The 19,607-nt window shown below is 64.4% G+C and carries 16 protein-coding genes and 1 pseudogene; 6 read left to right on the top strand and 11 right to left on the bottom strand.

The window, feature by feature from the left end; all coding sequences use genetic code 11:
* The first annotated feature begins 327 nt into the window (after positions 1-327).
* On the top strand, positions 328-945 hold the full coding sequence (tadA, locus tag ABG80_RS00310; RefSeq protein ID WP_058085815.1) for a tRNA adenosine(34) deaminase TadA: 618 nt from the start codon (positions 328-330) through the stop codon (positions 943-945).
* Positions 946-951: 6 nt separating this feature from the next.
* Here the strand turns inward: tadA and ABG80_RS00305 are convergent, their stop codons facing one another.
* The 4 genes from ABG80_RS00305 to ABG80_RS00290 form a co-directional block, all read right to left on the bottom strand.
* Positions 952-1,527 (bottom strand): NAD(P)H-dependent oxidoreductase, encoded by a 576-nt coding sequence (locus ABG80_RS00305; protein ID WP_058085814.1) that lies wholly within the window; start codon positions 1,525-1,527, stop codon positions 952-954.
* 63 nt (positions 1,528-1,590) lie between these two features.
* Positions 1,591-2,007: a MerR family transcriptional regulator gene (locus ABG80_RS00300; RefSeq protein ID WP_058085813.1), complete on the bottom strand. Its 417-nt coding sequence runs from the start codon at positions 2,005-2,007 to the stop codon at positions 1,591-1,593.
* Between the two features lie 59 nt (positions 2,008-2,066).
* Positions 2,067-2,603, bottom strand: a complete 537-nt coding sequence (locus ABG80_RS00295; RefSeq protein WP_083505664.1) for a ribonuclease HI family protein — start codon at positions 2,601-2,603, stop codon at positions 2,067-2,069.
* A complete protein-coding gene (locus ABG80_RS00290; RefSeq protein ID WP_058085812.1) occupies positions 2,603-4,285 on the bottom strand; it encodes an electron transfer flavoprotein-ubiquinone oxidoreductase in 1,683 nt (560 codons plus the stop codon). The genes ABG80_RS00295 and ABG80_RS00290 overlap by 1 nt, the downstream gene beginning before the upstream one ends.
* Before the next feature lie 223 nt (positions 4,286-4,508).
* On the opposite strand from ABG80_RS00290, the gene ABG80_RS00285 reads away from it, so the two are divergent.
* From ABG80_RS00285 to ABG80_RS00270, 4 genes are all read left to right on the top strand, one after another.
* Complete coding sequence (locus tag ABG80_RS00285; RefSeq protein ID WP_058085811.1) at positions 4,509-5,294, top strand: SDR family oxidoreductase; 786 nt, start codon at positions 4,509-4,511, stop codon at positions 5,292-5,294.
* Between the two features lie 181 nt (positions 5,295-5,475).
* Positions 5,476-5,946, top strand: coding sequence for an acyl-CoA thioesterase (locus ABG80_RS00280; RefSeq protein ID WP_058085810.1), 471 nt, complete (start codon positions 5,476-5,478; stop codon positions 5,944-5,946).
* 214 nt (positions 5,947-6,160) lie between these two features.
* Positions 6,161-6,871 carry a CoA transferase subunit A gene (locus tag ABG80_RS00275; RefSeq protein WP_058085809.1) on the top strand — a complete coding sequence of 237 codons (711 nt, stop codon included), beginning with the start codon at positions 6,161-6,163 and terminating at the stop codon, positions 6,869-6,871.
* Positions 6,872-6,874: 3 nt separating this feature from the next.
* A complete protein-coding gene (locus ABG80_RS00270; protein WP_058085808.1) occupies positions 6,875-7,507 on the top strand; it encodes a CoA transferase subunit B in 633 nt (210 codons plus the stop codon).
* Positions 7,508-7,514: 7 nt separating this feature from the next.
* Here the strand turns inward: ABG80_RS00270 and ABG80_RS00265 are convergent, their stop codons facing one another.
* From ABG80_RS00265 to ABG80_RS00260, 3 genes and pseudogenes are all read right to left on the bottom strand, one after another.
* Positions 7,515-8,531 (bottom strand): sensor histidine kinase, encoded by a 1,017-nt coding sequence (locus tag ABG80_RS00265; protein ID WP_407638719.1) that lies wholly within the window; start codon positions 8,529-8,531, stop codon positions 7,515-7,517.
* A 15-nt stretch (positions 8,532-8,546) separates the two neighbouring features.
* Positions 8,547-8,861, bottom strand: a pseudogene (locus ABG80_RS24015) (hypothetical protein); the annotation flags it as partial.
* A gap of 152 nt (positions 8,862-9,013) precedes the next feature.
* Positions 9,014-9,562 carry a heme NO-binding domain-containing protein gene (locus tag ABG80_RS00260; protein ID WP_058085806.1) on the bottom strand — a complete coding sequence of 183 codons (549 nt, stop codon included), beginning with the start codon at positions 9,560-9,562 and terminating at the stop codon, positions 9,014-9,016.
* 138 nt (positions 9,563-9,700) lie between these two features.
* Here ABG80_RS00260 and ABG80_RS00255 point away from each other — a divergent pair, with 138 nt between their 5' ends.
* Positions 9,701-11,206, top strand: coding sequence for a DNA recombination protein RmuC (locus ABG80_RS00255; RefSeq protein WP_058085805.1), 1,506 nt, complete (start codon positions 9,701-9,703; stop codon positions 11,204-11,206).
* A 23-nt stretch (positions 11,207-11,229) separates the two neighbouring features.
* Here ABG80_RS00255 and hemH read toward each other — a convergent pair whose 3' ends face one another.
* The 4 genes from hemH to rpoD all read right to left on the bottom strand — a co-directional run bounded on the left by hemH (position 11,230) and on the right by rpoD (position 19,358).
* Positions 11,230-12,327 (bottom strand): ferrochelatase, encoded by a 1,098-nt coding sequence (hemH, locus tag ABG80_RS00250; protein WP_058085804.1) that lies wholly within the window; start codon positions 12,325-12,327, stop codon positions 11,230-11,232.
* Positions 12,324-15,974, bottom strand: coding sequence for a PAS domain S-box protein (locus ABG80_RS00245; protein WP_058085803.1), 3,651 nt, complete (start codon positions 15,972-15,974; stop codon positions 12,324-12,326). Before ABG80_RS00245 ends, hemH begins: the two co-directional genes overlap by 4 nt.
* A gap of 79 nt (positions 15,975-16,053) precedes the next feature.
* The gene (locus ABG80_RS00240) at positions 16,054-16,992 is read right to left on the bottom strand and encodes an adenylate/guanylate cyclase domain-containing protein (protein ID WP_058085802.1); all 939 of its coding nucleotides are present in this window, start codon (positions 16,990-16,992) and stop codon (positions 16,054-16,056) included.
* A 128-nt stretch (positions 16,993-17,120) separates the two neighbouring features.
* The gene (gene rpoD / locus ABG80_RS00235) at positions 17,121-19,358 is read right to left on the bottom strand and encodes an RNA polymerase sigma factor RpoD (RefSeq protein ID WP_058085801.1); all 2,238 of its coding nucleotides are present in this window, start codon (positions 19,356-19,358) and stop codon (positions 17,121-17,123) included.
* Positions 19,359-19,607: the final 249 nt, after the last annotated feature.

Here is a 19,607-nt window from a genome sequence, read left to right as displayed (position 1 = left end):
CAGGCATCCTCGGAGCTGAACCAGTCGAGGAAATCGTTCCAATTGGACGGGTGGTCTTTACCTGCCTCTGGGCTTGCGATATGCTGGATATCCATCCAGTACTCCGGGGCTGCTGGAGCTAAAAGGATACCCCTTATTTATATACAGCATTCCCGGCAAGGGAAAAGTGCTGCGCCAACGTGTCTCGACACAACGCTTTCGGCCCACGTGCGGGCGTCGAACGGGGCATCGTGGCCCGTCAGAGGGCTCTCTTGTGCGCTGTTGGCCGCAGAGAGCTGGCCGTGGCGTACCCAGGTAAACTTTCGCGTCACCTTCATAACATCGCCCATGAGTCTCACGCCCCCGTCATCGCAAGACGAGCACGCCATGCGCCTGGCCCTGGACCAGGCTCACAACGCCTGGCTGGCCGGCGAGGTGCCGGTGGGGGCGGTCATCATGAGGGCGGGGCAGGTCATCGCCACGGGCTACAACCGGCCCATCACCACGCACGACCCGACCGCGCACGCCGAGATCGTGGCCTTGCGTCACGCCGCGCAGTTGCTGGAGAACTACCGCCTGCCTGAGTGCGAGCTCTACGTCACGCTGGAGCCCTGCGCCATGTGCGCCATGGCGCTGATGCATGCACGCTTCAAGCGCGTGGTGTTTGCCGCTCCTGACCCCAAGACGGGTGTCGCCGGGTCCGTCACCGACCTGTTTGCGCTGCCGCAACTCAACCACCACACGCAGATCGTGGGCGGCGTGCTGGCCGAGCCAGCCAGCCAGTTGCTCAAGCAGTTCTTCGCGGAGCGGCGTGCGCAGATCAAGGCCGAGCGCGACGCCCGTCAGGCCGCGGCTTCGCGCCAGGCACTCAATGGGTTGGAGGTCATCGAGCCCGACCCGGAGCACGAACCCTTGCCCTTGCCCCAGGTCATCGATGGCGAGCCCGGAGGCTTGCCGTCTGCTTGAATCTGATCACATGGCCGCCAGCCGCTTCATCTCGGCCAGCCAGCGCTCGCGCTGTTCGGGCTTGGATGTGGCAATCGGAGCGAACGTGTTGGTGCTCAGCAGCTTCATGCCGCAGAACTGCAAGATGGTGTGTTTCATTTGCCGCCAGGCAGGGCGCCCGTAGGCCAGCCGGTCGTACCACCCGGGTGTGTCCAGCGTGACGACGATGCGCGCGGTTCGGCCCTTGAGCAGCTTGTCCCAGCTGCGGTGGCCCTTGTGGAACTTGTAGGCGAAGCCCGGCAGCAGCACGCGATCCAGGAAGCCTTTGAGCAAAGCCGGCAGGCCGCCCCACCACACGGGGTAAATCCAGACGATTTCTTCGGCCCAGAGGATGTCGGCCTGTGCGGCTTGCAAGTCAGGCTCCAGGGGCTGCTCGCCTCGGTAGGAGCCGTGCAGGATGGGGTCGAAGTTCAGTGCGTGCAGGTCGATGCGACGCAACTCGCGGCCCGCCTGGCGTGCGGCGTCGGCATACGCATTGGCCAGGGCGGCGTTGAAGCTGTCAGGGCTGGGGTGCCCGAGGATGAGCAGGGTGCGGGTGGTCACGTGGGCTCCATCTGGTGTGTGAACAAGATGGCTGCATGCTGAACCTTGTCCCCAGGGGCAAGGTCAAGCCTTGGCGAGTTCCGTCGTCAGCGCGACACAGTCGGGTTCGGTGGCGATCAGGCCGGGCAGGGTGGCCTGCAGGGCTGCGAGTTCGGCGTCAAGGGCCTGCAAGCGCTTGATTTCGTCGGCGATTGATTCGCGCTTGTGGCTCAGCGCCTGCACGAAGCGGGGCCAGTCGGGCGTGCAGTCGACGGTGCCGAGCTGGCGCAACTCGGCCAGCGTGAAGCCCAGGGACTGGGCCTTGCGGATCAGGCGGATGGCGTCGATGTGTTCGGGCTGGTAGAGCCGATAGCTGCCACGGCGCGGCACCGCGGGCATCAGCCCCAGCGACTCGTAGTGGCGGATGGCCTTGGCGCTCACGCCGCTGTGGCGCGAGGCCTGCCCGATGGTGAAGTGGTTGGTGAGGCGGTCGGCGTGCATGGCGGCAAGCTTAGGTCAGGCGCCCCGAGCCTGCCATCACCCGAAGGCGTGGCGTGGTTTCAGCCGCGCCGCCGTGCCTTGGGGTGGGGCACCTGAACAGGCTTTGGGGGCAGGCCCAGCGCTTCGCGGGCCAATGCATCGGCCTGCGCGTTGCGGTGGCGGGGCACCCATTGCACCGAGAAGTGCGTCAGCCGGGCCGCCTGCGCCCGAGCTTCGTTCACCCAGGTTTGCAGCGCTGGGGGCAGGGCGGGTGCATCGGCTTGGCTCAGGTGGTCGCGCACCTGGGTGCTGTCGGTGTGCAGGTGCAGGCTGCGTGCGCCGTGTTGCAACGCCAAACCCAGCAGGGCCACGGTGGCGCGCCATTCGGCTTCGTTGTTGCAGCCGCTGCCGCTCAGGCGCTGTGACAGGTGGTGCACTTCACCGATGGGCGAGGTGAGCACGGCGCCCAGGGCCATGGTGCCTGGGTTGGGCCAGGCACCGCCATCGCAGTGGGCCACCCAGGTGGCGTCATCGACTGGGTGTGCGGGCTGGGCATCGTCACCATCCGCGTGGGACACAAAAAAGGAGCCCGAAGGCTCCTCTTGGCGCGAAGGCATCACATGCCGGAGTAGTTCGGGCCGCCTCCGCCTTCGGGCGTGATCCAGACGATGTTCTGGGTCGGGTCCTTGATGTCACAGGTCTTGCAGTGCACGCAGTTCTGGGCGTTGATGACCAGTTGATCGGTGTTGTCCTTCTTGACGAACTCGTACACACCGGCCGGGCAGTAGCGCGACTCGGGGCCGGCGAACCTGGCCAGGTTGGTCTGCACCGGCACCGACGCGTTTTTGAGCGTCAGGTGAGCGGGCTGGTGCTCGGTGTGGTTGGTGTTCGAGACGAACACCGAGCTCAGGCGGTCAAAGGTGATCTTGCCATCGGGCTTCGGGTACTCGATCTGGCGGCACTCGGACGCGGGCTTGAGGAAGGTGTGGTCCGCGGCGGGGTTGCGCAGGGTCCACGGGGCTTCCTTGATGCCCAGACGGGGCAACAGCCAGTGTTCGACGGCGGTCATGACGGTGCCGACGTAGAAGCCCTTCTTGAACCAGGTCTTGAAGTTCTTCGAGGTCTTGAGTTCTTCATGCAGCCAGCTTTGTTCGAACAGCTCGGGGTAGCGAGTCAGCTCGTCGTGCTGACGGCCGGTGCTCAGGGCTTCAAACAGGGCCTCGGCGACCAGCATGCCGGACTTCATGGCGGCGTGCGAACCCTTGATGCGTGCAGCGTTCATGTAGCCGGCGTTGCAGCCGACCAGGGCGCCACCCTTGAAGATGGTCTTGGGCAGGCTGGGCAGGCCGCCGTTGTTGATGGCGCGCGCGCCGTAGCTGATGCGCTTGGCGCCTTCCAGGTAGTGCTTGATGACCGGGTGGGTCTTCCAGCGCTGCATTTCCTCGAAGGGGCTCAGCCAGGGGTTCTTGTAGTCGAGGCCGACCACGAAGCCCAGGGTGACCTTGTTGTCAGCCAGGTGGTAGAGGAAGCCGCCACCGAAGGTCTGGGTGTCCATCGGCCAGCCGCCGGTGTGCACCACCAGGCCGGGCTTGGCCTTGGCCGGGTCGATTTCCCACAGTTCCTTGATGCCGATGCCGAAGCTTTGCGGCGCCTTGCCGTCGGCCAGGTTGAACTTGGCCAGCAGTTGCTTGCCCAGGTGGCCGCGAGCGCCTTCGGCGAAAATGGTGTACTTGCCCAGCAGTTCCATGCCCAGCTGGAAGTCACCGGTGGGTTCGCCCGACTTGTCGATGCCCATGTTGCCGGTGGCCACGCCCTTGACGGAGCCATCGTCGTTGTAGAGCACTTCGGCGGCGGCGAAGCCAGGGAAGATCTCCACGCCCAGGCCTTCGGCCTGCTGCGCCAGCCAACGGCAGACGTCGCTCAGGCTGATGACGTAGTTGCCCTCGTTGTGCATGCAGTTGGGCACCAGCGCATCCGGGGTCTTGATGCTGCCGCCTTCGGTCAGCACATAAACCTCGTCACCGGTGACGGGCTGGTTCAGCGGGGCGCCCAGTTCCTTCCAGTTGGGGAACAGCTCGTTGATGGAGCGGGGGTCCATCACGGCGCCAGACAGAATGTGCGCACCGGCTTCGGAGCCTTTTTCGAGCACGACGACGCTGATTTCCTTGCCGGCTTTTTCAGCCAGTTGCTTGAGCTTGATGGCGGTGGACAGGCCAGCAGGGCCAGCGCCCACGATGACGACGTCATACTCCATCGATTCGCGGGGACCAAACTGCTCAAGGATTTCCTGGGGCGTCATCGTGTTTCCTTCTGTCGGGCAACAGGGTGTGGTGGGTGTTTTTTCGTACGGGCGCGATTCTACGTGCAGTCGGCACCTGATTTTCACAAAAAAGCACGACCGTTCGAAAAATGCCCCGTGCCTGGGTGGGGACAAGCTGAACCGCCTTGTCGGCTCACTTCACCAGATGAGAGAGCAGGGGGCTCGTGCTAAGGTTTGAGGCCTGTTTGAGGAGCACCTGCACATGAGTTACACCCTGGACCTTTCCGGCCGCGTGGCCCTGATCACTGGCGCATCGAGCGGCCTGGGCAAGCAGTTTGCCTTGACACTGGCCAGGGCCGGTGCGGCCGTTGTGCTGGCGGGCCGTCGCGTCGAATTGCTCAAGGACCTGCGCTCCGAAATCGAAGCCTCTGGTGGCGACGCGCACGTCGTTGGCCTGGACGTGACCGATCTCGCCAGCATCCGCTCGGCGGTGGCGCACGCTGAAACCGAGGTCGGCCCCATCGACATCCTGATCAACAACTCGGGCGTGAGCACAACCGAGCGCCTGGTGGACGTGACCGAAGAGAGCTTCGACTATGTCTTCGACACCAACACGCGAGGCTCGTTCTTCATGGCCCAGGAAGTGGCCAAACGCATGCTGGCCCGCGCCAAGGGCTCGGCTCCGGGCACGTACACGGGCGGGCGCATTGTCAACATCGCTTCCGCTGCAGGCCTGCGCACGCTGCCGCAGATCGGCGTTTACTGCATGAGCAAGGCTGCCGTCATCCACATGACCAAGGTCATGGCCGCCGAATGGGGTCGTTTCGGCATCACCACCAATGCGATCTGCCCTGGCTACATCCACACCGAGATCAACGACCACCACTGGTCAACCGAGGCAGGCAAGAAGCTGGTGAGCATCCTGCCGCGCAAGCGGGTGGGCCAACCCAAGGACCTGGATGCGCTGCTGGTGATGCTGTGTGCGGCCGAGAGTGATTTCATCAACGGCGCGGTCATCTCGGCGGATGACGGCATCGCTGCGGCCTGAGGCTGCTGGCTGGCATTGATGCCTGCACGGCGTCAAGGTTGGCACAGTCCCCCTTGAAAAGCCCGGGGCGCGGCCGCAACTGAGCGGCATCGCGCCCTTTTTGTTGCTGCCCGCTCGGGTTGCGCAGCCTGTTCGCCGTCTTTCGCCTCTCTTCGTTGTTTTTCGCTGATCGCCTGCTCTCATGCGCCTCGACATCCCCGAACACAAGATCCTGGTCCACCAGCTGGAGCTGCCCATCCTCTGGGGCGACATGGACGCCCTGGGCCACATCAACAACACCGTCTACTTCCGCTACATGGAGCAGGCGCGGGTGTCCTGGATCCAGGACATCAGTGGCTCGGTGGGCGCCGATGGTGAAGGCCCGGTCATCGCGAACGCGTTTTTCAACTTCTATCGGCCTTTGGTGTTCCCGGGCACGGTGACCATCAAGCTGCACGTGGCCGATCCGGGGCGCACCAGCCTGGACACCTTCGTGACGGTGGAGCGCACCGATGAGCCTGGGGTGGTCTATGCCGCTGGCGGTGCCACCCTGGTCTGGATCAACCAGGGCACGGGCCGTCCCACAGCCTTGCCCGAAGCCTTCCGCGCACTGAAGGCGCCCACGCCAGCCCTGCCCGGGGCCGACACGCCACCTGCCTTGCCGGGCAAGTGAGGTCGGCGGGCTGACGCGATCGCCCGCGCAGGACACTCCCTGCGCCACACCGGGCCATGCCCGGATCCCCGAAAGCCTGCGCGGTTGCTGCAACAGCCGCGCTTTTTTCGTTTTCACGGCTGGCTTTTTTGCCGGCGACCGGTGTACGCTTTGCTCACGCTGCACCGCAGCATTCGGGGCCGCGTGCGGCCCCTTTCAGCCAAGGAGTGATTGGATGAACAAGGTCTATCCCGACGCCGCCAGCGCGCTGGCTGGGATCGTCAAAGACGGGCAACTGCTCGCGGTGGGGGGCTTCGGCCTGTGCGGCATCCCCGAGGCGCTGATCGACGCGCTGCAGGCCAGCGGGGTCAAGGGCCTGACGGTGATCTCCAACAACGCGGGGGTCGATGGTTTCGGGCTGGGCAAGCTGCTCAACACGCGCCAGATCAAGAAGATGATCTCCAGCTACGTGGGCGAGAACAAGGAGTTCGAGCGCCAGTACCTGGCGGGCGAGCTGGAGCTTGAATTCACGCCACAGGGCACGCTGGCCGAGAAGCTGCGTGCCGGCGGGGCTGGCATTCCTGCCTTCTTCACCAAGACCGGCGTGGGCACCATCGTTGCAGAGGGCAAGGAAACGCGCGAGTTTGACGGCGAGGTCTACGTGATGGAGCGGGCCCTGTTGCCCGAGGTCGCTCTGGTCAAGGCCTGGAAGGCCGACAAATCGGGCAACCTGATCTTCCGGCGCACCGCACGCAACTTCAACCCGGCTGCGGCCATGGCGGGCAAGACCACGGTGGTCGAGGTCGAAGAGATCGTCGAAACGGGTTCGCTCGACCCGGACTCGATTCACCTGCCCGGCATCTACGTGCACCGCATCGTGCTGAACGCGACGCCTGAAAAGCGCATTGAAAAGCGCACCACCCAACAAAACCCGAAGGGAGCCTGAGCCATGCCCTGGACCCATGACGAAATGGCGGCCCGCGCGGCCAAGGAACTGCAAGACGGCTTCTACGTCAACCTGGGCATCGGCCTGCCCACGTTGGTGGCCAACCACGTGGCCCCGGGCATCGACGTTTGGCTGCAGTCCGAGAACGGCATGCTGGGCATCGGCCCCTTCCCCGATGAAGGCGCCGTTGACCCTGACCTGATCAACGCGGGCAAGCAGACCGTGACCACGCTGCCTGGCAGCTCGATTTTCGGCAGCCACGAGAGCTTCGCGATGATCCGCGGCGGCAAGATCAACCTGTCCATCCTGGGCGCCATGCAGGTGTCCGAACAGGGCGACCTGGCCAACTGGATGATCCCGGGCAAGATGGTCAAGGGCATGGGCGGCGCCATGGACCTGGTGGCCGGTGTCAAGCGCGTGGTGGTGCTCATGGAGCACGCCGCCAAGAACGGCGAGCACAAGCTGCTGCAAAAATGCACGCTGCCGCTGACGGGCGTTGGCGTGGTCGATCGCATCATCACGGAGTTGTGTGTGATGGACGTGACCCCCAAGGGCTTGAAGTGCGTTGAGTTGGCCCCTGGTGTGACCGAGGACGAGGTGCGCACCAAGACCGGCGCACACGTCGAGTTCGCCTGACGCCGGTTCAGGCCAGAGGGAACCAAAGGGTCGCGCAGGTGCCGCGGCCCTTTTCACTGGTGACGTGCACGCTGCCGTTGTGCAGTTTCATGATTTGCTCGACCAGCGACATGCCCAGTCCGGATCCCGGAATGTTGCACGAGGGGTCGGCGCGATAAAAGCGTTCAAACACCCTCGCAAGCTGTTGCGGGGTCATGCCGATCCCATGGTCCTCGACCGAGATGCCCACGCCGTCCCGTCCTCCGGTAGTTTGGGCAAAGCACCGTATCTCCACGGCCCCCCCGGCGGGCGAGTATTTGATCGCGTTGTTGATCACGTTGCCCAGCGCCTGCCTGGCCTTGACGCGATCCGCCGCGATGAGGGGCAATTGCTCTGGCCATTGCCAATCGAACCTGGCCTGTTGGCCGGCATCGCAATATGAGCCGATGCAGTCGATCAACATCTCCTTGCAGTCGCACGCGGTGATGTTCAGGTCATCAATCTGCCTGGCCTCGATGCGGGCCAGGTCGAGCACCTCTTGCAGCAGGCTCACCATCCAGCGTGCCTGCTTGTGGATCGTTGCCGCCACCGATTTGACCTGCTCGGCTTTCAAGTCACGGCTGACGAGCATCTCGCTGAACCCGAAGATGCTGGTCATGGGCGTTCGGAGTTCGTGCGCGGCGGTGCTGAGGAATTCACTTTTCATCCGGTCGACCAAGGTCTCGCGTGTGATGTCCCGAATGAACAGCACGTGGTCCGACGCGGCAGCGCTGCGGTAACTCAAAGCCAGGTGTTGTCCATCCTTGATTTGCATCGTGAACGCATCGAGGCCCTCGCTGGCGGGCTCGGGTAGCTGGTTCAGCCGCAATCTGGCGGCATCGTGGGGCGCAGCCAGCTCCTGCAATCGGCACTCGACGTCGCTGATGTGGCAGGGGCTGGGCGGCCCATTGTTCCACCGCAGGAGCTGATGAAACAGCGCGTTGGACTGCCGCAGCTCCCCTTGGTCCGAAAAGTAGGCGATGCCCAGCGCCGAGAGCTCGCTCATGAGTTGCAACTGCTGGCTTCGCTGACGCAGGCGATCGGTCAGGCGTTGCGCGTCGTCCAGCGATGTTTGCGCCGCGCGCTGCAACATCAGCATGTCGCCCGTGGCGTCGTGCAGGGCTAGGTCCGAGAGTTGCAGGCCATGGCGTCGAAGGTCTTCAAAGCGGTTCACCACGGGCGAGAGCAGCAACAGCGTCAGCTCGTTCGATTGGCGGCAGATCTGTCCTCGTAAAGCGAGTCCACCGGCCTCGTTCGCGCTGAGCACCACGGCCTGTCCCTCGTGCTGCGACCAATCGGTTGTCTGGGACAAGGACCTTGGTCGACTGGCAGACATGTGTGCCTTCAAGGCCTCGCCGGGTTTCAGCTTTGGCAGCGCCCTTTGCAAGGCTGACCCCACGGCGTGCACCATGCCCTCGGCATCCAACAGGATGTAGAAGGGGAACGCCGCATCAAGTGCAGCGCCCTGGATGCACGGCTCAGCCATGTTCACGGCAGGATTCGGATGTGAAAACGGTCTTTCGGCGATTCGTTGCTGCGCCAGCCTGTCTGCTGGATGTCGATCGCTTGATGGAATCGCTTGGCCAGGCCGACGATGAGGCCCTCCACCATGGGCGCCAGGCCATCGCGGTGCGATTCGTAGACCAGGTCCAGTTCGGACTCGCTCTTTTCTTCGACGCGGAAATGCGGGGGCCTGATGTTGGGCATCGTGACCTCGATCCGCGCGTGCATGTGGTTCATGCCATGCAGGAATGAGCGCAGATCGTCACCGCACATCGCGAGCATGTCACCGTAGCCTTCCTCGGCTGTGTAGAGGATCCAGTACTCGCCAAATGCCTTGAGAACCTGATCTGCGGGAAGCCCGAGCTCCTGGCTGACCGCCTGCACGAGACGGTAAGTGACGCCGTCGTCGTACGTCTGCATGGCGACGAAACCTTCGTCCGGCCATTGGGCCGCGTGACAGACGCGACACCAGCCTTCTTCGCCCTTGAGCGAGACCACCAACTGCTCGATGGCGCGGTTGACCAGTCCGTACATGAGGCATCCTGTGTCAAAGGGCATGGACTCGCATGGCCCACGCCAGGGAGTATGGAGACGCGCCCGCACGCTGTGTCACATGTCGTCACAATCAGCGGCGCCTTCCCGGTAAGAGATCACGTCTGAGACAATCCGTGCATGCCTTGGATTGAAATCGCCCTTCTCATTGGTGTCCTGCTCCTGCTGATCGTGCTGATCGCACGACAACCCCGGTCGCCGGAGGTGGCGCTGAGCGCCCTTGCCGGGGACATCAAGGCCCATGCGGAGGCGCGGCAGCATGAGCTCGAGCGACAACTCCGCGACGAGTTGCAGCGCAGCGCCAGTGGCACCCGCCAGGAGTTGTCACAAGGGCTGGGGCAGAGCATGGGCTTGTTCCAGCAGACCCTGCTGAGCCAGCAAGGCGACGCCACGCGCACGCAGAACGAACAGCTCGACAGCTTCCGTGTGCAGCTGGCTGCCATGCAGCAAGGGCTGGCGGACGCCCTGCGCGACAACTCGCACCAGGCCGCGCTGCAGTCGTCGAGCTTGCGCGAGGCGCAGTCGCAGGCACTGGCCCGTTTCAACGAGGCCCAGGAGTCGGCGCTCAAGCGCCTGAGCGATGGCATGGCCGAACAGTTGCGCACCTTGTCGGAGGCCAATGACCGGCGCTTGAGCGAGGTGCGCCAGACCGTGGAGCAGCGCTTGCAGTCGCTGCAGGCCGACAACGAGAAGAAGCTCGAGCAGATGCGCCAGACGGTGGACGAGAAGCTGCACGCCACGCTGGAGCAGCGCCTGGGTGAGAGCTTCAAGCAGGTGGCAGATCGCCTGGAGCAGGTGCACAAGGGACTGGGCGAGATGCAGCGCCTGGCCAGTGACGTGGGCTCGCTCAACCGCGTGCTCAGCAACGTCAAGACGCGCGGCATCTTTGGTGAGGTGCAACTGGCCGGCCTGCTCGACCAGGTCTTCACGCCTGAGCAGTATGGTGTCAACGTCGAGACGGTGCCCGGCTCGGGGGCCCGTGTCGAATTCGCGATCCGGCTGCCGGGGCAGGGCGATGCCCATCAGCCGCTGTGGCTGCCCATCGACGCCAAGTTCCCGCGTGAGGACTACGAGCGCTTGCTGGAGGCGCAAGAGCGAGCCGATGCGCCTGCGGTCGAGGTCGCTGCCAAAGCCATCGAGCAGCGCCTGCGCCTGGAGGCCAAGACCATCCGCGAGAAGTACATCGCGCCGCCGCACACGGCGGACTTCGCCATCCTTTTTGTGCCCACCGAAGGTTTGTATGCCGAGGCCTTGCGCCGGCCTGGTTTGGTCGAAGCCCTGCAGCGCGAACACCGCGTGATGCTGGCGGGCCCAACCACCTTGCTGGCCACGCTCAACAGCCTGCAGATGGGTTTTCGCACCCTGGCGCTGGAGAAGCGTTCAACCGAGGTTTGGCAGGTGCTGGGCGCGGTCAAAACCGAGTTCGGCAAGTTCGGCGATGTGCTGGCCAAGACCAAGAAAAAGCTCGAAGAGGCTGGCAACACCATCTCATCGATCGAGACGCGCACGCGCGTCATGGGCAAGGCGCTGAGGGATGTCGAGGCCTTGCCTGACACCCAGGCCCAGTCGCTGTTGCCAGGCGCAGACGCCTCAGCGGTTGATGTCGGGGGCGACGATCAGGTCTGAGCACTGCGCAGCTGCGCCCGCCCTCAGGCCTTGGCGCCCAGCGCCTTGGCGCGCTCTTGCCGCTGACGCAGGGCTTCGCCCGTGGGTTGCTGATCCAGCTGGGTCGGCCAGCCTCGCAGGTGCTGCTCGACGATGCGGCTGAGCGCGCGGATCCAGTCCAGCCGGTCGTTCAGGCACGGGATGTAGTGGAAGGCCTGCCCGCCACTGGAGAGGAAGGCCTCTCGGGCCTCCATGTCGATCTCCTCCAGCGTTTCGATGCAATCGGCGACGAATGCGGGGCAGATGACATCGACCCGCTTTGTGCCGGCCTTGGCCAGTGCACGCAAGGTGGGCTCTGTGTATGGCTGCAGCCATTTGGCCTTGCCGAAGCGGCTTTGGAACGTGATGACGTACTGCTCCTTCGTGAGGCCCAATGCCTCGGCCAGCAAGCGCCCCGTCGCCAGGCATTCGCAGTGGTACGGGTCGCCCAGCAGCAAGGTGCGGTGTGGCATGCCGTGAAAGCTCATGACGAGCTTGTCAGGGCGGCCTTCCCTGGCCCAGTGCTCTCGCACCGACTCGGCCAGGCTGGCGATGTAGTCGGCGTCATCGTGGAAGTGATTGACGTGGCGCAGCTCGGGCAATCGCCGCGTTTGCTGCCCCCAGCGGAACACCTCGTCCATGACGCTGGCGGTGGTTGCGCCCGAGTACTGCGGGTACAGGGGCACGACGAGCACGCGGTCCACGCCCTCGGCCTTGAGCGCATCCAGCTGGCTGGAGACACTGGGCTGGCCATAGCGCATGGCATGGCGCACTCGCAGCTGGTGGCCATGCTGGCCCAGGAAGCCGGCGAGCAAGGTGGTTTGTTTCTCGGTCCACACGCGCAGGGGCGATCCCTGAAGCATCCAGATGCTGGCGTATTTGGCGGCCGACTTGTTGGGCCGCACGCGCAGGATGATGCCGTGCAGGATCGGCCACCAAAGCAGGCGGGGGATCTCGACGACGCGTGAGTCCCACAGGAACTGCCCCAGGTAACGGCGCAAGGCCTTGGGGGTGGGCTCGTCCGGGGTGCCCAGGTTGACCAGCAGCACGCCGGTGCGTGGGGTCTGGCCGTGTTGGAAGGCGGGTTCTTTGGCGAAGCTCATGGCTTCGGATTGTGGGCCCGTTCCGCGAGTTGGCAGAGCTCGGTGGTCACGGCCACGATGTCGATGGGCTTGGTCCAGTAGCCGGTGAAGCCGGCCACGCGGGCGCGCTCGATGTCATCGGGCATGGCGTCGGCCGAGCACATGTAGGCCGGGGCCTTGTCCAGCCCGGGGATGCGACGCAGGGCGTCGAGCACCTCGAAGCCGGACATGCCGGGCAGGTGCGCGTCGAGCACCAGCACGTCGGGCAGGCGTTCGTTGCACAGGCTCACGGCCACGTCGCCGTCTTCGGCGATGTCGAGCTCCAGCTGTGCATGGGGGCGCAGCGCCTCGGCGAACAGCAGGGCGTTGATGCGGTTGTCCTCGACGTACAGCACGCGCAGGGGGCGCTGGGTGTCGGGGGCGGGAGAGGGCGGAGAAACGGTCAATTCGATCGGGACGGCTCCGGCAGAGGGGATGCCATCGTCTGCGTGCGCACCTTCGGTCGTGGTCACGGCCGAGGTGGCCTGTGGCAGGGTGATGCTGACCCGGGTTCCACTGCCGGGGCGACTCTCGATTTCCATGCGACCTCCCATGGATTCAACCAGCGAGCGGGTGATGATAAGCCCGAGTCCGGTGCCTTCGACATGGGATGTCTCCCGTCCGAGGCGTTCGAAGGGCTGAAAAAGGCGGTTGAGTTGCTCGGGCGTCATGCCCGCGCCGGTGTCGGAGATGGCGAGTTCGGCCAGGCCATCTGGCCGCTCGCGCGCTTCAACGCGCACGAAGCCGCCTTGCTGGTTGTACTTGATGGCGTTGGAGCCGATGTTGACCAGCACCTGTCGCAGCCGTTGTCGGTCGGCCACCACGTTGAGCCCGGGCGGGATGTGGCTGCTCATGGCGATCTCGCGTTGTTCGGCCATGGGCAGCAGCATCGACAAGCATTGCACGACCTCTTCGTCGAGCTGCAGGGCTTCGGGACGCAGCGACATCACACCGGCTTCGACCTGTTGCAGGTCGAGCACATCGTTGACCAGGCCCGAGAGGTGGCGGCCGGCGTGCAGGATCTGATCGACGTAGTTGCGCTGCGCACTGTCGGCCGGGCCCGTCTGCATCTGCAGGCGCAGCAGTTGGGCGAAGCCGGTGATGGCGTTGAGCGGGGTGCGGATCTCGTGGCTCATGCGCGAGAGGAACTCGCTCTTGGAGGCGCTGGCGGCCTCGGCGAGTTGCTGCGCGCGTTGCGCATCTTCGGCTTCCTTCAGTCGGGTGATGTCGGAGTGCGTGCCGACCACGCGCGAGGGCATGCCGTCGTGTGAGCGCGCCACCACCTTGCCGCGCGAGAGGATGTGCAGGAAGTGGCCGTCGCGGTGGCGCAGGCGGAACTCGACCTCCTGCACCGAGCGCGTCTCGGTCATGTACTGCATGGTGCTGTGGGACACCTTGTCGCGGTCCTCGGGGTGGATGCGCGAGAAGATCTCTTCGATGGTGTCACCGATGTCGCCGTCCTGAAAGCCCAGCATCTGCTTCCAGCGGTTGGAGTAGTAGACGACGCCGGTGACCATGTCCCAGTCCCACACGCCGTCGCCTGCGCCTTCGAGGGCGAACTTCCAGCGCTCCTCGCTGGAGGCGAGCTCGTGCACGGCCAGGCGCTCCTGGGTGATGTCCCGGAAGGTGACCATGGCGGCAAACGGCGCCTGCTGCGGATCCAGCCTCAGCAGGTGGCTCGACATCTGCAGCCAGACGATCTCCCGGTCTGCGCGTCGCGCGGGCACGATCCGATCGACGATGCGCTCGCCCGTGTCGATGGTTTCCTGCAAAGGCCAGCGTTCGCGAGGCAGCGGCGTGCACAGATCGTCTTGCAGCAATTGCACGAGGTCACCATGCAACGACTCGTGGTGGGCCTGTTGCGCCTCAAGCCCCAGCACGCGCCTGGCCGCCGGGTTCATGGCAACGACTTGCCCCTGCAAGTCCACGATGAGCAAGCCATCGCGGATGGTTGCGGCAACGGATCGGTAAAGCTCCTCGCTGACACGAAGCTTGTCGTCGCCCACTTTGCGGTCGGTGATGTCGCTGGTCAGGTAGAGCACCTGACCATCGGTCATCGGGGTGACGCGGGCCTCGAAGTGGTGTGTGGCGCCAGGGGTGATCTCCAGGTCGTACTGGATGGTCTGGGGCAGGCCGGTCTGGCGCGCCCGATCGACGGCGGCTCGCTGCAGTCGCGCCACGCCGTCAGGCAACATGGCCCCGACCGTTTGCCCGATCAGCTGTCCCGCCTGTCCAACCAATTGAGGGTGATCGAGGTGCCCATCGATGTAGCGGTTGTCCTCGTCGATCACGAACCAGAGGTCGGGCAAGGCACGCAGCACCGAGCTGAGTCTTTCCTGGGTGGCCTCAAGCGCTTGCTGTTGTTGCTTGAGCAGCTGGGCATCCTGGTGCGAACGCGTGATGTCCATCGCGAAGTGCACGGTGCAGCCGTCTTCGAGCGCGTCGTCTCGGATGAGCAACCAGCGGTCCTTGAAGCGCATCTCGGCGCGCTGGCCGGTGCCACGCAAGCTCAGCCGCCAGGCGATGAATGCCGATTCCTGACCTGGCTTGCAGTCGGGGTAGTGACCGGCATGGACCATGCGTGCAACGATGTCGGGCCAACGGTCGCCTTCACCCGATTGCGCGTCGCCAATGAGCTCGCGCCAAAGGCGATTGCCCAGCACAACCTGGCCACTCGGGTCGGTGATCATGATGCTGGTCGAGAACGACTCGATGGCCTGGCGCAGCAGCCGGTCGGCACGCCTGACGGCCTGTTCCGCCTCGATTTGACGGGTGATGTTGCGGCTGGCGCCCCGGTAGCCCTGGAAACGCCCGGCCGCATCAAAAACCGGTTGCCCGCTGATGCTCACCACGATGCGGCCCCTGGGCGTCAGCCGGTCACCGATCAGGTCCTGAAAAGGCTCATGACGCTCACGGGCCCGCAGGTAGCGCTGCCAGTTGTCTCGGGTTTCGTCGTTGCGGGGGATGAGCACCCCGGGTGCCGACACGCCGATCTGGGTCGCTGGGTCGATGCCGGTGTGGTGAAGCAGACCCGCTGACACCCATTGCAGGAGTCCGTTGGCGTCGGTTTCCCAAAGCCAGTGGCTGCCGGCTGTCGATGCCGTGCGAACACGCTCCTCGCTGAGCCGCGCGCTCTCGGCTTCGAGGTGGCGTTGCAGCAGCTGAGATGCCGCCTCGGTGACATCTTGCAGCACAGCGAGTTGCTGGGGCGACCAGGGCGTCGGTGCGCTTGACCAAATCGACACCACGCCAATGACCTGCCCACGGGCGTGCCATGGCATGCTTGCAAGCGCGTTGGGACCACTTTGTCGAGGTGTGCTGGCCGCGATGGCCGATCCACTCGGGTCGTGGGCCACGTCGGGGATCGCGAGCAGCGAAGCCGGCAGCGTCAATGACGGCAGGATCATGCGAGCACGAGCAATCGGGCCCGCACGACCAGAGGCTGGCGTCACTGGCCAAGCGTTGGGTCCGTCTAGCAGGAACAGGCCAGAGCAAAGCCCGTGGTTGCCATGGGCAAGCAAGCGAGCCAGGGCAGCGAAAGCCGCCTGGTTGGCCTGGATCGCCCCTCGCACAGCTTGCATCAAGGTCGAACGCTCGGCGTCGTGCACAGAGGGCAGGGGCGTGGTCATGCAGAAAAACGGCAGGGCTTTGTCGCGAATTCCATCCCCCCACTCTAGCCCACGCGTCGCGTGCTCAGCCTGATGGGCATCACTGAGGCAAGGTGTCCGAAAAGCTCAGGATGTCGAATCGGATCTGTGTGCTGGTGGGGTCGGAGGGAGACGCGCCCAGGCTGATGACCCCGCTGCCGTGCAAGGTGCAGGTCCCACGTCGCAGCGTGAGCACCTGATCGTCCCGGTCGAAGCGGATGTGGGTTCCGTTGTAACTCAGGTCGCTGAGGTAGATGTGTCCGCTGTGCGACTCGATGCGCGCATGAGAGCGCGAAACCCGTGAATCGCTCACGCAGAACGAGGCTTGGGGGCTGCGGCCCAGGATCACGGGCATCTGGGCGGTCGAGAAGACACGCTCGGTGCTCAGCCAGCTCAGCCGGATGCCGTCTGGCACGTCGGTTTCGGGCGCGTCCATGATGGCCGTGGACAGGGCATCAGAGTCGCCGAATCGCCGGCTGTCCATGCGCAAGACGGGCACGGGCTCCTTGCGTCCGCGCAGGTGCAGCTTGTCGATGCTGCGAAAACGTTCCTGCTGATCAGATGGCAACTCGCGCAGCAAGGGGCCGGTGGTCAGGGTCTCGTTGTCCCCCGCCAGGTCGAGCAGGCGCGCCGCGACGTTGACGGCGTCGCCAAAGCAGTCGCCATCGACCTCGACCATCTCGCCCCAGGCAATGGCCACTTTCAGTTTGATGGCGCCGCTGCGCAGGGGCACGCCTTCGCCGACCGGACGCAATTGCTCCAGTGCCTCGTGGAGGCTGACGGACGCTTCGACCGCAGGCTCGGCCTGCTCGAAGACGGCCATCAACCCGTCACCCAGTGTCTTGACCACCCGGCCGCCCTGGCGCGTGATGCGATCGCCCAGCAAGGTCAGGCTCTGCGTGACGACTTGCGCCGCCTGCGCATTGCCCAGCTTGAGGTAAAGCGATGTGCTGCCGCGCAGGTCGGCAAACAGGATGGCGCGTTCCTTGGTCGTGCCCATGCTCGTATCTTGGCGGATTCAGGCCCGTGCAGCGTGATGAATTGCACGCAGTTTGGTGGCAAATTGCAGCGCTTGCATGAAAAAACCCGGCACGAGGCCGGGTTCGGTGTCTGAAATCCGCCAGGGGATCAGAGGTTGTCCAGGTAGGTCCTGAGCTTGTCGCTCCGGCTGGGGTGCTTGAGCTTGCGGATGGCCTTGGCCTCGATCTGGCGGATGCGCTCGCGGGTGACGTCGAACTGCTTGCCGACTTCTTCCAGCGTGTGGTCCGTGCTCATCTCGATGCCGAAACGCATGCGCAGCACCTTGGCTTCCCTCGGGGTGAGGCTGTCGAGGATGTCCTTGACCACGTCGCGCAGGCCAGCCTGCATGGCCGCTTCGATCGGCGCGGTGTTGTTCGTGTCCTCGATGAAGTCGCCCAGGTGGCTGTCGTCGTCGTCCCCGATCGGCGTTTCCATGGAGATCGGCTCCTTGGCGATCTTCATGATCTTGCGGATCTTGTCCTCGGGCATCTCCATCTTCTCGGCCAGCGTGGGGGCATCCGGCTCGAAGCCGAATTCCTGCAAGTGCTGGCGCGAGATGCGGTTCATCTTGTTGATCGTCTCGATCATGTGAACCGGGATGCGGATGGTGCGGGCCTGGTCGGCGATCGAGCGCGTGATGGCCTGACGGATCCACCACGTGGCGTAGGTCGAGAACTTGTAGCCGCGGCGGTATTCGAACTTGTCCACCGCCTTCATCAGGCCGATGTTGCCTTCCTGGATCAGGTCGAGGAACTGCAGGCCGCGGTTGGTGTACTTCTTGGCGATGGAGATGACCAGGCGAAGGTTGGCCTCGATCATTTCCTTCTTGGCGTCGCGGCTGGCTTTTTCGCCGTTGTTCATGCGCTTGTTGATCTCTTTCAGATCATCGATGGGCACGACGGCTTTGGCCTGCAGGTCGATCAGCTTTTGCTGCAATTCCTGGATGGCGGGCAGGCTGCGGGTCATCACGGCGGAGTAGCTCTTGCCGGACTGCGCTTCCTTGACTGCCCATTCCAGGTTCAGGATGTTGGGCGGGAAGACCTTGATGAAGTGGTCTTGCGGCATGCCGCAGCGGTCGACCACGATCTTGCGCAGCTCGCGTTCGTAGCGGCGCACGTCGTCGACCTGCGAGCGCAGCACGTCGCACAGGCGTTCGATGATTTTGACGGTGAAGCGGATGGTCATCAGCTCCTGGCTGATGGCTTCCTGGGCCTTGTTGTAAGGCGCGGACTTGTAGCCGTCCTTCTCGAAGGCCTTGGCCATCTTGTCGAAGTTCACGCGCAGGGAGTCGAACTTGGCCAGGGCCTGGTTCTTCATCTCTTCGAGCTTCTTGCTCAGGGCCTTGGAGCCGCCATTGCCGTCGTCGTCGTCTTCTTCGTCGAATTCGTCGAAGTCTTCTTCGGCCACGTAGTCGTCGGCCTCGTCGGCTGCCACGAAGCCATCGACCACTTCGGAGATGGTCATCTCGGCGGCGCGGATCTTGTCGGCCAGGCCGAGGATTTCAGCGATGGTGGTGGGCGAGGCCGAGATGGCCAGCATCATGGCCTGCAGGCCACCTTCGATGCGCTTGGCGATTTCGATTTCGCCTTCGCGGGTCAGCAGCTCGACGGTGCCCATTTCGCGCATGTACATGCGCACCGGGTCGGTCGTGCGGCCGAATTCGGAGTCGACGGTGGACAGCGCGGCTTCGGCGGCTTCTTCGGCTTCTTCTTCGGTGGCTTGCGTTTGCGCGCTGCCGGAAATCAGCAGCGTGGCGGCATCGGGCGCCTGCTCGTAAACGGCCACACCCATGTCGTTCAACATGGAGATGATGGCCTCGAGGATTTCGGCCTCGACCAGCTTTTCAGGCAAGTGGTCGTTGATTTCCTGGTGGGTCAGGAAGCCGCGCGTCTTGCCCATCTTGATGAGGGTCTTGAGCTCCTGGCGGCGCTTGGCGACTTCCTCTTCGGACAGGGCGGTTTCGTCGATGCCGAATTCACGCATCAGGGCGCGCTCTTTGGCGCGCGAGACCTTCATGCGCAGGGGCTTGGCCTTGGCCTTGCCTTCGCTGGCGCCGGAGTCTTCGCTGGCTTCGGCCTCGGTCTGGTCGAGGTCGGCCTCGATGTCGGCTTCGATGTCGCCCACGTCGTCCTCGTCAAACGAGGCTTTGCGTGCGGGTTCGGCCTTGGCGGTTTCGGCTGCAGCCTTGGGCTTGCGGCCACGCTTTTTGGGCTCGGCTGCCACGGCTTCGACTGCGGTTTCGGCGTCCTGGGCCTTGGAGGAGGCGCGTGCCTTGGTGGCTTTCTTTTCGTTGACGTCTGCTTCGGCAGTCTTCACACCGGTCTTGGCGGCTTTTTTCGCGGTCATGCGCTTCCTCGAAAGAGATGCTCTGAATGAGAGGCTGAGAGGCGGACAAGGGCCCCATCCTGCCACATGGCCACACGGGTGAAATGCGCGATGGCGCTGGTGGGCGCGTCACTCGCGCCGCAGGTGGGCCGTGTGGCCATGCGAAAGGGTGGCAAGCAGCCGCCCTGCGATCTTGCGCTGGACGGTCCTCGTCGAACCCTCCATTATCGCGCAAGACCATGGCGTCGCGAGCGGCGCCGGATGTCAAAT

The organism is Aquabacterium parvum, from assembly GCF_001447195.1.
GTDB lineage: Bacteria > Pseudomonadota > Gammaproteobacteria > Burkholderiales > Burkholderiaceae_C > Aquabacterium > Aquabacterium parvum.
This window is presented reverse-complemented; position numbering and strand designations above follow the sequence as displayed.